The 13429-nt window shown below is 44.1% G+C and carries 15 protein-coding genes; 7 read left to right on the forward strand and 8 right to left on the reverse strand.

Annotation, left to right across the window (positions count from 1 at the left end; genetic code table 11):
• Positions 1-340 precede the first annotated feature (340 nt).
• The gene (locus C9J46_RS16610) at positions 341-889 is read left to right on the forward strand and encodes a gamma carbonic anhydrase family protein (protein ID WP_107247638.1); all 549 of its coding nucleotides are present in this window, start codon (positions 341-343) and stop codon (positions 887-889) included.
• Between the two features lie 53 nt (positions 890-942).
• Here the strand turns inward: C9J46_RS16610 and C9J46_RS16615 are convergent, their stop codons facing one another.
• The 4 genes from C9J46_RS16615 to C9J46_RS16630 form a co-directional block, all read right to left on the reverse strand.
• Positions 943-1206, reverse strand: coding sequence for a DUF1488 domain-containing protein (locus tag C9J46_RS16615; protein ID WP_107247637.1), 264 nt, complete (start codon positions 1204-1206; stop codon positions 943-945).
• Between the two features lie 5 nt (positions 1207-1211).
• Complete coding sequence (aroE, locus tag C9J46_RS16620; protein ID WP_107291252.1) at positions 1212-2033, reverse strand: shikimate dehydrogenase; 822 nt, start codon at positions 2031-2033, stop codon at positions 1212-1214.
• Between the two features lie 63 nt (positions 2034-2096).
• Entirely contained in the window at positions 2097-3005 is a 909-nt protein-coding gene (hemF, locus tag C9J46_RS16625; protein WP_107291253.1) for an oxygen-dependent coproporphyrinogen oxidase, read from the reverse strand.
• Between the two features lie 12 nt (positions 3006-3017).
• A complete protein-coding gene (locus C9J46_RS16630) occupies positions 3018-3575 on the reverse strand; it encodes an L-threonylcarbamoyladenylate synthase (protein ID WP_107247634.1) in 558 nt (185 codons plus the stop codon).
• A 194-nt stretch (positions 3576-3769) separates the two neighbouring features.
• On the opposite strand from C9J46_RS16630, the gene purE reads away from it, so the two are divergent.
• Positions 3770-4258, forward strand: coding sequence for a 5-(carboxyamino)imidazole ribonucleotide mutase (gene purE / locus C9J46_RS16635; protein ID WP_107247633.1), 489 nt, complete (start codon positions 3770-3772; stop codon positions 4256-4258).
• The gene (locus tag C9J46_RS16640; RefSeq protein ID WP_107291254.1) at positions 4258-5376 is read left to right on the forward strand and encodes a 5-(carboxyamino)imidazole ribonucleotide synthase; all 1119 of its coding nucleotides are present in this window, start codon (positions 4258-4260) and stop codon (positions 5374-5376) included. The genes purE and C9J46_RS16640 overlap by 1 nt, the downstream gene beginning before the upstream one ends.
• A 43-nt stretch (positions 5377-5419) precedes the next feature.
• On the opposite strand, the gene C9J46_RS16645 is transcribed toward C9J46_RS16640, so the two are convergent.
• The 4 genes from C9J46_RS16645 to C9J46_RS16660 form a co-directional block, all read right to left on the reverse strand.
• Positions 5420-5995, reverse strand: a complete 576-nt coding sequence (locus C9J46_RS16645; protein ID WP_107247632.1) for a topoisomerase DNA-binding C4 zinc finger domain-containing protein — start codon at positions 5993-5995, stop codon at positions 5420-5422.
• Positions 5996-6087: 92 nt separating this feature from the next.
• Positions 6088-6561, reverse strand: coding sequence for a DUF494 family protein (locus C9J46_RS16650; protein WP_005372379.1), 474 nt, complete (start codon positions 6559-6561; stop codon positions 6088-6090).
• 2 nt (positions 6562-6563) lie between these two features.
• A complete protein-coding gene (gene dprA / locus C9J46_RS16655; RefSeq protein WP_107287972.1) occupies positions 6564-7661 on the reverse strand; it encodes a DNA-processing protein DprA in 1098 nt (365 codons plus the stop codon).
• A 6-nt stretch (positions 7662-7667) separates the two neighbouring features.
• A complete protein-coding gene (locus tag C9J46_RS16660) occupies positions 7668-8729 on the reverse strand; it encodes a LysM peptidoglycan-binding domain-containing protein (protein ID WP_107291255.1) in 1062 nt (353 codons plus the stop codon).
• A gap of 357 nt (positions 8730-9086) precedes the next feature.
• Here C9J46_RS16660 and def point away from each other — a divergent pair, with 357 nt between their 5' ends.
• The 4 genes from def (at position 9087) to trkA (ending at position 13423) form a co-directional block, all read left to right on the forward strand.
• A complete protein-coding gene (gene def, locus C9J46_RS16665) occupies positions 9087-9596 on the forward strand; it encodes a peptide deformylase (protein WP_045084609.1) in 510 nt (169 codons plus the stop codon).
• Between the two features lie 16 nt (positions 9597-9612).
• Complete coding sequence (fmt, locus tag C9J46_RS16670) at positions 9613-10557, forward strand: methionyl-tRNA formyltransferase (protein ID WP_107208065.1); 945 nt, start codon at positions 9613-9615, stop codon at positions 10555-10557.
• 88 nt (positions 10558-10645) lie between these two features.
• The gene (rsmB, locus tag C9J46_RS16675; RefSeq protein WP_107287973.1) at positions 10646-11926 is read left to right on the forward strand and encodes a 16S rRNA (cytosine(967)-C(5))-methyltransferase RsmB; all 1281 of its coding nucleotides are present in this window, start codon (positions 10646-10648) and stop codon (positions 11924-11926) included.
• A gap of 120 nt (positions 11927-12046) precedes the next feature.
• Entirely contained in the window at positions 12047-13423 is a 1377-nt protein-coding gene (gene trkA, locus C9J46_RS16680; RefSeq protein ID WP_107208067.1) for a Trk system potassium transporter TrkA, read from the forward strand.
• Positions 13424-13429: the final 6 nt, after the last annotated feature.

Genomic DNA, 13429 nt, shown 5'->3' on the forward strand with positions numbered 1-13429 from the left:
ATATTTGAATTGACTGTGCCAAATAACCGAAGTTATTTGTATTGGTCACTAGTATCATTGATAAATCTTTCGACTTAACTTTTCAACGAGTGCCCACACAGATTGCATGGTCAAATTGTTAAAGAACAATACTGAACTCGGTAACCGCTTGCGCCGTTGTCTGTCTCAGTGGGGTCGTAGTATAGAGAGTTCGATCACATTAGCAAGGGCTAAAGTGAAATAATTCTGACATATTTAATCACTCGAACAAATAATACTCAGAGTGCTATTGATTGACTACAATTCACGCGTCTATTTAGTTACTCTTGGTTAAAAATCCGTCCCCTATACAGGTATTACTATGACTTCCTCATTACGTAGCTATAAAAATATTCATCCAACACTGGAAAATAATGTCTATGTTGATCCATCTTGTGTTTTAGTGGGGGATATTCGCTGTGATGATGACAGTAGTATTTGGCCTTTAGTCGCTGCGCGTGGCGATGTGAACTACATCACTATCGGTAAACGCACGAATATTCAAGATGGTAGCGTGCTACACGTTAGCCGTGTCAGTGATGATCACCCTGATGGCTTTCCGCTGATTATTGGTGATGATGTAACGGTGGGACATAAAGCGATGTTACATGGTTGCCAAATAGGTCATCGTGTTTTAGTGGGGATGGGCACAATTATTTTAGATGGGGCTATTATCGAAGATGATGTCATCATTGGCGCAGGCAGTTTGGTTCCACCCAATAAACGCCTAGCATCTGGTTTTCTTTATGTTGGCAGTCCCGCAAAACAAGCCCGCCCTTTAACGGACAAAGAGAAAACCTTTTTATCACAATCAGCAGATAACTATGTGCGACTCAAAAATGAGTACCTTTGCGAAGAACTTCCGCTGTAAATAAAAAGAAGCCTTATCTAACGATAAGGCTTCTCGATAATTATTTGAGTGACTTAGCCAATAACGACATCACCATTATCGTCAAAACATTCATCTTCAATCATTTCTTCAGCCAACTCTTCAAGATCAAAACGCAATGAAGAAAACTCAGCGAGGATATCAGCTTCGTTATTTAAGGCTTTACCACTGTGCTGTTGTAGCCAGTTTAAGGTTACCCAACAGATGATCAGTGCGCCGCCTTGCTGAGCAGGGAAGTTAACGGCTTGTCGAACAGCATCCCATGATTGAATATCTGAAAATAGAATATCTTGGTTCATTACTTTTACTCTTGTAAAGTTCGGCGCAACTCACGTTGTACTTGTTTAGCTCCCGGACGAAGCCCGCGCCATAACATAAAGCTTTCAGCAGCTTGTCCAACGAGCATTCCTAACCCATCTAACACCTTTACTGCGCCATGCTCTTTCGCCCAACCATTAAAAGAGGTTATTGCTGAGCCATACACCATGTCATAGCACGTGGTATTCGTACCAATCACCGTTGGAGATATCGCTGGCACATCTCCAGATAGGCTGGCTGACGTTGAGTTGATGATCACATCAAAGGTTTGGTTTTCGAGTTCGGCGTGCTCTAGTGCAATAACATTACCGTAAGAAGAAAACAGCTCTGCCAATTGTTTTGCTTTGCTTACTGTGCGGTTGGCTATAACCAATTGTTTAGGTTGCTGTGCTAATAATGGCAAAATCACACCACGAGCAGCACCACCGGCACCTAACAATAAGATGCGTTGATCTTTTAATTCGACCTGTTGATTTATCAGATCTTGAACAAGGCCTTCACCATCAGTGTTATCACCCAATACACCGCCGTCATCCAATTTCTTAAGTGTATTTACGGCACCAGCCAAGCGAGCACGTTCAGTTAGCTTGGTCGCATATTGATAAGCTTGCTCTTTAAATGGCACCGTAATGTTACAACCTTTACCACCATCATTAAAAAACATATCTGCCGCTTGCACAAAACCATCAATGGCAACAAGTTGACTGGTATATGTCATCTGTTGGCTCGTTTGACGGGCAAATAAGGTATGAATGAACGGAGATTTACTTTGTCCGATCGGATTACCAAATACGACGTACTTATCCATATACGAATTCTCTCTTTATATTAAGAAGGCTCTATCACTCCGTGATCTGAGCTCAATAATTGATTACCACTCTCGTGGTTTTAAATAATCTTGATACAGTCGCGCTTCTGCTGAATTGGGCTCTGGTTCATAGCAGTACTCCCAACGTGCTAATGGTGGCATCGACATTAAAATAGATTCCGTTCTTCCGCCACTCTGTAAACCAAACAAAGTGCCACGATCATAAACCAAATTAAATTCGACATAACGTCCACGACGGTATAACTGAAACTCCCGTTCACGTTCACCATAGGGTAGATAATAACGCTGTTGTACTATCGGCATGTAGGCATTGATAAAGCCATTACCTACCGCTTGCATATAAGCAAAACTCTTATCAAATCCCCATTGATTGAGATCATCAAAGAATAGACCGCCTATACCGCGGGTTTCATTACGGTGCGGTAAGAAGAAGTATTTATCACACCATGCTTTGTGCTGTTGATAAACATCATCACCAAACGGCGCACACAACTGTTTAGCTGTATCATGCCAGTGTTGGCAATCTTCTTCGAAAGGATAGAACGGGGTAAGATCAAAGCCACCACCAAACCACCAAACCGGAGCTTCACCGTCTTTTTCTGCGATAAAGAAGCGAACATTGGCATGAGAGGTTGGCACATAAGGGTTGCGAGGGTGAATAACCAATGACACGCCCATCGCTTCAAAACGACGACCTGCTAATTCTGGGCGATGTGCTGTTGCAGAAGCTGGCATTTCAGCACCATAAACATGAGAAAAATTCACACCTGCTTGCTCGAAGATTTCGCCATCACGTAATACACGACTACGACCACCGCCACCTTCTTCACGCTGCCATTGGTCTTGTTCAAATACGACGGTTGTTTCTTGTTGCTCTAATGCTTGGCAAATACGATCTTGTAAATCCAACAAAAAGGCTTTAACTGCATTTTTATCTACTTGGCTATCCATACTCTTTATCCCTTACCCTTGACGGAAGATATTGCCATTAAGCGCATCACGTATCTCGGAAGGATTGGTACGTCCGCCTGTTTCACCTTGCAAGATTGCAGCTAAACAATGCCCTAACTGTTGTTCAACCTCTTGCGCTGTTCGACCTGGCTCTTGGCCTGTTAAATTTGCGCTGGTTGAGGTAATAGGTTTACCAAACTCCAAACATAAGCGTTGCACGAGTGGATGATCACTCACACGTACCGCAATCGTAGTAAATTGCCCCGTTAAAAACGAGGGAATATTAGGCTTAGTCGGCATTACCCAAGTCACAGGCCCTGGCCATGTTGCCATCACGGTTTGCTTTTGTTGTTCGGTCAATTGGTTTTCATCAATATATGACAGCAGCTGATCGTAATTCGCCGCGATCAAAATTAAGCCCTTTTCCACTGGGCGTTGTTTGATCGCTAATAGTTTTTCAACCGCTTCTTGATTATCCGGATCACAGCCGACACCAAACACCGCTTCGGTTGGGTACCCGATCACTTCACCTTGCTTTAAAGCTGCGACGACTTGAGCAAAATTCTCCACAGTATCCTCATTATTTGTTCAGCAAATATTGTTGTTTTACTTTCTCAATTTCATTCTACCTACTCCTTAGTCACAACTCCATGCTCGGTTATAAGACAGTCAATATTCATGACGCAAACGTTTTCCTTTGAGCTAAATCACCGTATAATGCAGCCATCAACACGATGTTAAGTTATGACCTGAAGGAGAATGAGATGAAAGTTGGAATTATCATGGGTTCAAAATCTGATTGGCCAACCATGCAACATGCGGCTGAGATGCTTGATCGTTTCAATGTTCCTTATGAGACAAAGGTCGTTTCGGCTCACCGCACGCCACATTTACTAGCCGAATACGCTGAAAGTGCACAAGAGCGTGGCATTAAAGTGATCATCGCAGGTGCTGGCGGTGCAGCTCACTTACCGGGGATGACAGCGGCTTTCACTAGCGTGCCTGTATTAGGCGTACCAGTGCAATCACGTGCATTAAAAGGAATGGATTCATTGCTTTCTATCGTTCAAATGCCGAAAGGTATTGCTGTTGGTACCTTAGCAATTGGTGATGCAGGGGCTGCCAATGCAGGTCTCTTGGCCGCACAAATTATCGGCACTCAAAATGAGCAAGTACTGGCCGCTATTGATGCTTTCCGCAAAGAGCAAACAGAAACGGTATTAAGCAACCCAAATCCAGCAGAGGATGCATAATGAATAATGTGCTAGTCCTTGGTGCTGGCCAACTTGCCCGTATGATGGCACTGGCTGGCGCTCCTCTTAACATCAATGTGATCGCTTATGATGTAGAGAGTGATAAAGTGGTTCATCCTCTTACCCAACAAGCAATGTCGAACTCGCTCGTTGAAGCGATTAATGACGTTGATGCGATTACTGCCGAGTTTGAACATATTCCTCACGATATTTTAGATATTTGTGCTGCCAGCGAGAAGTTCTTCCCAACGCCAGAAGCAATCAAAGCCGGTGGCGATCGTCGTCTAGAAAAAGCGTTATTAGATAATGCTGGCGTGCGCAATGCTAAATACCATGAAATCACTGAACGTGCAGATCTTCTTACTGCAATTGAAAAAATCGGGTTACCGCTGGTGTTAAAAAGTGCATTAGGTGGCTACGACGGTAAAGGACAGTGGCGCTTAAAAGAAAGCGCACAGATTGATGATATTTGGCCTGAAATGGCGCAATGTATTGCTGATTCTCCTAATCAGGCTATTGTTGCTGAGCAATTTATTCCTTTTCAACGCGAAGTATCATTGATTGGTGCCCGTAATCGCAGTGGTGATATTCAGGTATTTAACTTAACTGAGAATATCCATACTGATGGCGTACTAAGTTTATCAACTGCGATTGTGGGTGACTCACCACTGCAAGCGCAAGCCGATAACATGTTCCGTGCCGTCGCTAATAGCCTTGATTATGTCGGCGTGTTAGCTATCGAGTTTTTCGATCTCGATGGCGAACTACTGGTAAACGAAATCGCACCACGGGTTCATAACTCAGGTCACTGGACACAGCAAGGTGCAGAAACATGTCAGTTTGAAAACCACTTACGCGCGGTATGTGATTCTCCTCTTGGTAGTACTCAACTCATTCGTCCAAGTGCGATGATCAATATCTTAGGTTTAGATAGCATTCCTGATGCGGTTTATGCCCAAGAAGGTTGCCATGTACACTGGTACGGTAAAGAAAAACGAGCAGGGCGTAAAATGGGGCACATTAACGTGTGTGCTGATACACCAGAGCAATTGCAGTATCGTTTGATCATGTTATCAAGCTTGCTGGATGAGAAGGATTTCCCCGCACTGCCGCGTTAATATTTACTCCAATTTAAAAAGCCTGCGTCTGAGCAGGCTTTTTTTATGCTGTTTTATCAACACTATCAGGATCTTGATAAGCATGGCACTTTCTATCTGCACATTGCAGTTTCACACCACTAGCTAATTTCTTTTCAATTAGCAAACCAAAGCCACATTGTTGGCACGTACCGACAACGGGTTTGTTATTCACAGCAAAGCGACAGCTTGGATACTGATCACAGGCGTAAAACACTTTGCCATAACGGGATTTACGCTCAGTTAAATGGCCTTTATGACATTCAGGACATCCAACATCGGTATTCTCTGCTTTCTTTTCCGTTGAGGCTAAATAGTGACAAGCAGGGTATGCTGAACACCCAATAAACATCCCATAACGACCTTGGCGTAATACCAATGGGCTCTCACATTCAGGACAAGGCATATCGAGCTCTTTCACTACATGTCCATCGTTGTGATTTAATGGCTGAATATAGTCACAACTCGGATAATGATCGCAACCAAGAAAAGGACCACGCTTACCAAATCGCATCACTAATTCGCCACCACATTGTGGGCACGGTGTATGTGATAGCGCCTGCTCATGGGCAGAGAATAAAGGTGGGTTATTGGTTGTCATTACTGCTCGCTTAAAAAGGAATATCGCGTTTTACACGCTATCGCGACAAATAGCATAGATACAATAACGGGCCACTTTAAGGCCCGCTAATTTTAATGCACTGCGCCGTCTTCCGCACCGTATAGCAACTCTTCCATCTGGCTATACGCTGTTTCATTACCGGGGGCATTAAACAGCACCATTAAGATAATCCACTTCAAATCATCTAATGAAAATTCATTGGTATCGAGCTCCATGATCCGATCAATCACCATTTCACGGGTATCGGCATTTAGCACATGGATTTGCTCAAGATACATCAAGAAACCGCGACAAGTGACATCCATACGGATCATCTCTTGCTCGGTATACACACGCATTGATGTTGCTGCGCAGTTATTTACATAAGGAGTATGTTCAGTTTCTTGTAACGCTGCGAGTTGTTCTAACCAATTAAGCGCTTTATAAATATCATCTTGATGGAACCCAGCACGAATTAACTCTTCGGAAAGTTCATCTTGATCAAACATCAACTCAGCATCACTTTGGATGTAAGTTTCAAACAGGTACATAAGAATGTCCATCATGACTAGCTCCTCCTCGTTCTGACATAACCACCAGGTACTGCACTGACCAGGCCCAGTAATTCCAACTCTAAAAGTTGGGTTAATACTTCATGGACAGGCTGTTCACAGCGTTCAGCAACTACATCTACGGGTGTTGCTTCGGTGCCTACGTTAGCCAACAGAGCTGGAAATGGCAATTCTTCATTTTCAGGTTGTGGAAAAGGCAAGCCTATTTGGTTATTTATTGCGCACTCAGTTAAGGTTCCGACTTCATTAAAGATATCTGCGGGGCTTTCTACCAGTTTAGCACCAGATTTTATCAATGCATTACAGCCTCGACTTTGCGCATTATAGATAGAGCCTGGAAGGGCAAACACTTCTCGTCCTTGCTCTAACGCATAACGCGCAGTAATCAATGAGCCGCTTTTTTCTGCCGCTTCAACTACCAATACGCCTGTCGACAATCCACTGATCACTCGATTGCGACGCGGAAAGTTTTGTGGACGAGGTTTTTCATCAGGCCAAAACTCTGAAACCAATGCCCCTTGCTCTACAATCTCATTCGCTAACTGACGATGGCGAGCAGGATAAATCTGATCTAAACCAGAGCCTAACACCGCAACGGTAGCGCCGCCGGACTTCAATGCCCCCAGATGAGCTTGTCCATCAATTCCTAAAGCAAGTCCGCTGGTAACCACATACTCCGCTTGCCCTAGTGCATACCCGAAATTAAATGCCGCCTCTCTACCATCAATGGAAGCGGCGCGACTACCAATAATCGCCACTTGTGGTTGAGCTAGATAAGCGACCTCACCACGGACAAATAACAGTGGCGGTGGAGATGATATTTGTTTCAGTAAATAAGGGTAAGCAGGAGAATCTAGAGTCAAAATATGTTGATCCGGATGTTGCTGCCAACGCAACGCTTGATCGATACGCTGTTGGTTGGGGGAAGTAATCGCTGTGGCTTGTTGGTGAGTCAAACCTAGCTGACACAACTGATCAAATGAAGAGCCAACACATTGTTGCGCCGAAACATGACGCAAGAGTTTATTAATGCGATGACCACCTAAATACGGGGTCATCGCTAATACTAACCATGGGTAGAGTGATTCACTCATGAGATCTTAACGCGTTGGTGGAACAGCAATAACACCCGGCTTGAATGGTTCTAAGCTTTGCATCACCACAGCTAAACTAAAGTGCTCATAAGGACGAAGCACCATTAATTTACCCACTGAGACTTCACCCAACTGGGTAGAGCCTGCTAATGGGTTATCTTTGTAATGGTAACTGCCTTTTTTACCTTGAACTTTGGCGCCTTGTTTGTATAAATCAAATACAAAGCCTGATTCCACACCATCTAAATGCCCACGATCTAATACCACAACATCGAAGCTAGAGATGTAACTACGCCCTTCAAGTTGCCCAATCACATTGGCAGTCATTGCCTCTGGCGGTGTTGAGGGTGAAAACGATAAGTTAGGCTCTCCGCTCACTAATAATGGTAATAAAATATCGTTTTGATTGATTTCCTGACGGTAGGTATCAACCCGTAATTGACTGGTTTTATCATCGGCTGCAGTGACGGTTAAATCAGCAATCTCCTTTAATGTCATGACCTTTACATCAACTTCAGGGCTTGTCTCCGTTGCTGAATCATTACGTGTAAACGTTTCTTCAATACGGTAAACACGCCATTGTGTTGTCGGTGCCAAAGGCTGATCTGCCCATACAATATCACCGACAGACAAGTAACCACGTTCATCGCTTGAGCCTAACACTTGCGGTTGTGTTTTGGCTGATTCTTGACTGATTAATTTATTTTCAGCCACGTACTCCAACATTAAGTATCCCGGTAAGGTCGTAATAGGATCACGAATAACTCGCGCTTTTGGCGACAGTTTTACATGCTTTTTCAAACTCAGTTTTGGCTGCCCATTAACCCAGATAAGATGGAGGCGATCACCTGGGTAAATAAGGTGTGGGTTTTTAATGTAGCTATTCTTTTCCCACAATTGTGGCCATGACCATGGATTTTCGAGAAATACCCCAGAAATATCCCATAACGTATCACCTTTCTTAACGATGTAGACTTCTGGTATATCTTTTTTAAGTAGTGGAGATGGCGCAGCAAACAGAGAGGGGATAAAAAGCATAAAGCTAAGAATAATGCCCAATTGCTTCATGAGATCGCTTCCTTGGATAACACAACCGAATCGTAAGGCTCCGCCTTACAACAAATAAAATACGTTTATCGTCTCAGACTGGCATTAGCCTATTGATATGTCGACTGTTTAACGATGAGCAAAAAGCGCTTTTCGGTTCACGTCACTATTTATAGATAACTGTTGCAACTCAATAGCGTCAAGTTTGCTTACGGCTAACACTAATCACTTTGCCAATAAAATACTGACGGACGCTTTTTCATTCTTTGTCTTTCACCTATGACAAAAAATTCGGTACTGTTATTTGATCTTTAAAATGACTAGAATTAGACCAACAGCGTTTTATTTTTTAGTTTCCGTTAACGAATTCGAGTCCTTATGTCTGTATTACACGTTCTAACCTTTCCTGATGAACGCCTACGAACTGTAGCTAAACCAGTCGAAGCGATAACACCTGAAATCCAAACAATTATCGATGATATGTTGGAGACCATGTACGACGAAGAAGGCATTGGTCTTGCGGCAACCCAAGTTGATATTCACCAACGTATTGTAGTGATTGACGTATCAGAAGAACGTAACCAACCTATGGTACTAGTGAACCCTGAAATTACTGAAGAGCACGGTGAAGATGGTATTGAAGAAGGCTGTTTATCGGTTCCTACCGCGCGAGGTTTTGTACCACGCGCAGCAGGCGTAAGTGTTACTGCGCTGGATCGTGACGGTAAAGAATACAGCTTCAAAGCTGATGGCTTATTGGCGATTTGTGTACAACATGAATTAGATCACTTAGCTGGCAAGCTATTTGTTGACTATTTATCACCTTTAAAACGTCAGCGCATTAAACAGAAACTAGAAAAAATTAAACGCCATAACGCAAAAAACTAATTATTTAGAGGTTACCTTGAGCAAACCATTACGCATCGTTTTTGCAGGTACTCCTGACTTCGCCGCCCGTCATTTGGCGGCGTTGTTGTCTTCACAGCACCAAGTTGTTGCTGTTTACACTCAACCTGATCGCCCAGCGGGTCGTGGTAAAAAACTAACGGCAAGCCCAGTTAAAAATATCGCGCTTGAACATGATATTCCGGTTTATCAACCAGCTTCATTACGCAATGAAGAAGCACAACAAGAATTAGCTGCCATTGACGCAGATATCATGGTTGTGGTGGCATACGGCTTATTATTACCGCAAGAAGTATTAGATACGCCACGTTTAGGTTGTATTAATGTACACGGTTCTATTCTTCCACGTTGGCGTGGTGCAGCGCCGATCCAACGCTCTATTTGGGCGGGAGATACAGAAACTGGCGTAACTATCATGCAGATGGATATCGGCCTTGATACGGGTGATATGCTAAAAGTGGCAACCTTGCCAATTGAAGCATCAGATACTAGCGCTACCATGTACGAAAAATTAGCCGATCTTGGCCCTGATGCCTTAATTGATTGCTTATCTGATATTGCTAATGGCACAGCCGTAGCCGTTAAGCAGGACGATGAGCAAGCAAACTACGCCAAGAAGCTGAGCAAAGAAGAAGCGTTAATTGATTGGACAATGGATGCCGCTGCGATTGAGCGCTGCGTTCGTGCGTTTAACCCGTGGCCAATGAGTTACTTCACCGTTGCAGAGCAAAACATCAAAGTTTGGCAAGCGGCTGTTGAAGCTGACAATCAAGGTAAAGCACCGGGTACAATTTTATCTGCTGATAAGCAAGGTATCTTAGTTGCGACAGGTAATGGCGCATTGCGCTTATTATCGCTGCAACCGCCAGGTAAGAAAGCGATGACAGCAGCAGATTTGCTTAATTCTCGTCGAGAATGGTTTGAATCTGGCGCTCAGCTATAAATATCAAGGCCAGTGTGTAGTCACTGGCTTTTCTTTTTAAGTTCCACATTGTTATCGCCAGCACTAACGGCGAGTTCAGGAAACAGCTATGAATGTAAGAGCCACAGCGGCCAAAGTTATTTATCAGGTCGTCGATCAAGGGCAGTCATTAACCGCCGCGCTTCCTGCTGCGCAACAAGATATCAGAGAGCGTGACCACGCTTTATTGCAAGAGATCTGCTATGGCGTACTTCGCTGGCTTCCTCGCTTAGAATCTATTACTCAAGCGTTAATGGATAAGCCGTTAAAAGGTAAGCAACGCGTATTCCACCACTTAATTTTAGTGGGCTTATATCAACTCGGGTACATGCGAATTCCAGCACATGCCGCAGTAGCTGAAACAGTAAATGCAACGAAAACACTTAAAAAGCCACAACTTCGCGGGCTTATTAACGCTATTTTACGTAATTATCAGCGTCAACAAGAAACCTTAGATGCGCAAGCTATCAGCCATGATGCGGGTAAATATGGTCATCCAAGCTGGCTATTAAAGTTATTAAAAGAAAGCTATCCCGAGCAATTTGCTGATATCTGTGAAGCGAATAACACCAAAGCACCGATGTGGCTACGTGTTAATCGCCAACACAATACTCGCGATGCCTACCGCGCTTTATTAGATGCCGAGGACATTGCAACCGAGTTACACCCACAGGCTGCAGATGCGCTACGTTTAGTTTCGCCATGCGATGTCACTCAGCTTCCTGGCTTTAGTGATGGCTGGGTCTCGGTACAAGACGCTGCAGCTCAGTTAGCGGTGGATTATTTACAGCCTAAAGCGGGTGAGTTAATTCTTGATTGCTGCGCAGCTCCTGGTGGTAAAACAGCCCACATCATTGAACATGTACCATCAACCAAAGTGGTTGCGATTGACTGTGATGAAAATCGCCTTAAACGTGTACACGAAAACTTGGCACGTTTGAACCTGGATGCAACCGTATTATGCGCTGATGCCCGTTACCCAGAACAATGGTGGCAAGGTGACAAATTTGATCGTATTTTGCTAGATGCGCCATGTTCAGCGACGGGGGTTATTCGTCGTCACCCAGATATTAAGTGGCTACGTCGTGGCGAAGATATTGCGGCACTGGCAACACTTCAAGCAGAGATCTTTGACGCAATGTGGCTGCAATTAAAACCGGGCGGTACGTTGGTTTACGCGACATGCTCTATTACGCCACAAGAAAACTGCGATCAGGTAAAAGCGTTTTTAGCACGAACGTCAGATGCGACATTAATTGGCAGCGATCCAGCGAAACCTGGTCGTCAAATTCTGCCAGGTGAAGAGTCGATGGATGGTTTTTACTACGCTGTACTAACAAAAGCAGAGTAATCATTGTTTAAATAAAAGCGGAACTTGCTCTCAAGATTCCGCTTTTTCATATTTTATAACGCCGATCAGAACGTTGTACTTACAGCTGATCTCTACAGGCATTTACATCAGGCATAGACTATGAAAATTATTATTCTCGGTGCCGGACAAGTTGGCGGCACCCTTGCTGAAAACTTGGTTGGTGAGAATAACGATATCACTATCGTTGATAAGGATCCCGAGCGTCTGCGTGAACTGCAAGACAAATACGACCTTCGAGTTGTACAAGGCTTTGCCAGTCACCCTCGCACGTTACGAGAAGCAGGGGCACAAGATGCTGATATGTTGGTATCTGTTACGAACTCCGATGAAACTAACATGATCGCATGTCAAATTGCGTTCTCTCTTTTCAATACGCCTAACCGTGTTGCTCGTATTCGTTCACCTGAATACTTACGAGAGAAAGAACAACTGTTTCAATCTGATGCGGTTCCTGTTGATCACTTAATCGCACCAGAAGAATTGGTGACCGATTACATTGAAAAACTGATTGAATACCCAGGCGCATTACAGGTTGTTAGCTTTGCAGAAGATAAAGTCGGCCTTGTTGCGGTAAAAGCCTACTATGGCGGTCCGCTAGTTGGTAATGCATTATCTGCATTGCGTGAACACATGCCACACATCGATACCCGCGTAGCGGCGATTTTCCGTCAAGGTAAACCGATTCGTCCACAAGGTACCACGATCATTGAAGCTGATGATGAAGTCTTCTTTGTCGCCGCAAGTAACCATATTCGTTCCGTAATGAGTGAACTTCAGCGCCTAGAGAAGCCTTATAAGCGTTTGATGATTGTTGGTGGTGGTAACGTTGGTGCTGGTTTAGCTCGTCGTTTAGAGCAAAGCTACAGCATCAAACTGATTGAACGTAATCAAGAGCGTGCTGAGAACTTGTCTGAAATGCTACAAAATACCATCGTATTTTGTGGTGATGCCTCAGATCAGGAATTGCTCAGCGAAGAGCATATCGAGCAGATCGATGTCTTTATTGCGGTTACTAACGATGATGAAGCCAATATCATGTCAGCCATGCTTGCTAAGCGTATGGGCGCAAAGAAAGTGATGGTGCTTATCCAGCGTGGTGCTTACGTTGATTTGGTGCAAGGCGGTACCATTGATATTGCGATTTCACCGCAACAAGCGACGATTTCAGCGCTATTAACCCACGTGCGAAAAGCCGATATCGTTAATGTATCATCATTGCGTCGCGGCGCTGCAGAAGCCATTGAGGCTATCGCTCATGGTGATTCCAGTACCTCTAAAGTCGTTGGTCGTGCAATCAGCGATATTAAATTACCACCGGGTACCACCATTGGTGCTGTTGTCCGTGGAGAAGAAGTATTAATCGCCCATGACCGTACCGTCATCGAGCAAAACGATCACGTGGTGATGTTCCTTGTTGATAAGAAGTACATCCCAGATGTTGAACGTCTCTTCCAACCTAGTCCTTTCTTCTTGTAACTGATC

It is taken from the genome of Photobacterium sp. GB-36 (assembly GCF_003026135.1).
Lineage (GTDB): Bacteria > Pseudomonadota > Gammaproteobacteria > Enterobacterales > Vibrionaceae > Photobacterium.

Bases quoted from the DNA above. Each gene is read 5' to 3' on its own strand.
- C9J46_RS16650 (WP_005372379.1), bottom strand. From the start codon at position 6,561: ATGATGGACATTCTTATGTACCTGTTTGAAACTTACATCCAAAGTGAT.
- C9J46_RS16610 (WP_107247638.1), top strand. From the start codon at position 341: ATGACTTCCTCATTACGTAGCTATAAAAATATTCATCCAACACTGGAA.
- hemF (WP_107291253.1), bottom strand. From the start codon at position 3,005: ATGGATAGCCAAGTAGATAAAAATGCAGTTAAAGCCTTTTTGTTGGAT.
- trkA (WP_107208067.1), top strand. From the start codon at position 12,047: ATGAAAATTATTATTCTCGGTGCCGGACAAGTTGGCGGCACCCTTGCT.
- purE (WP_107247633.1), top strand. From the start codon at position 3,770: ATGAAAGTTGGAATTATCATGGGTTCAAAATCTGATTGGCCAACCATG.
- C9J46_RS16640 (WP_107291254.1), top strand. From the start codon at position 4,258: ATGAATAATGTGCTAGTCCTTGGTGCTGGCCAACTTGCCCGTATGATG.
- rsmB (WP_107287973.1), top strand. From the start codon at position 10,646: ATGAATGTAAGAGCCACAGCGGCCAAAGTTATTTATCAGGTCGTCGAT.
- dprA (WP_107287972.1), bottom strand. From the start codon at position 7,661: ATGAGTGAATCACTCTACCCATGGTTAGTATTAGCGATGACCCCGTAT.
- C9J46_RS16615 (WP_107247637.1), bottom strand. From the start codon at position 1,206: ATGAACCAAGATATTCTATTTTCAGATATTCAATCATGGGATGCTGTT.
- def (WP_045084609.1), top strand. From the start codon at position 9,087: ATGTCTGTATTACACGTTCTAACCTTTCCTGATGAACGCCTACGAACT.
- aroE (WP_107291252.1), bottom strand. From the start codon at position 2,033: ATGGATAAGTACGTCGTATTTGGTAATCCGATCGGACAAAGTAAATCT.
- C9J46_RS16645 (WP_107247632.1), bottom strand. From the start codon at position 5,995: ATGACAACCAATAACCCACCTTTATTCTCTGCCCATGAGCAGGCGCTA.
- C9J46_RS16660 (WP_107291255.1), bottom strand. From the start codon at position 8,729: ATGAAGCAATTGGGCATTATTCTTAGCTTTATGCTTTTTATCCCCTCT.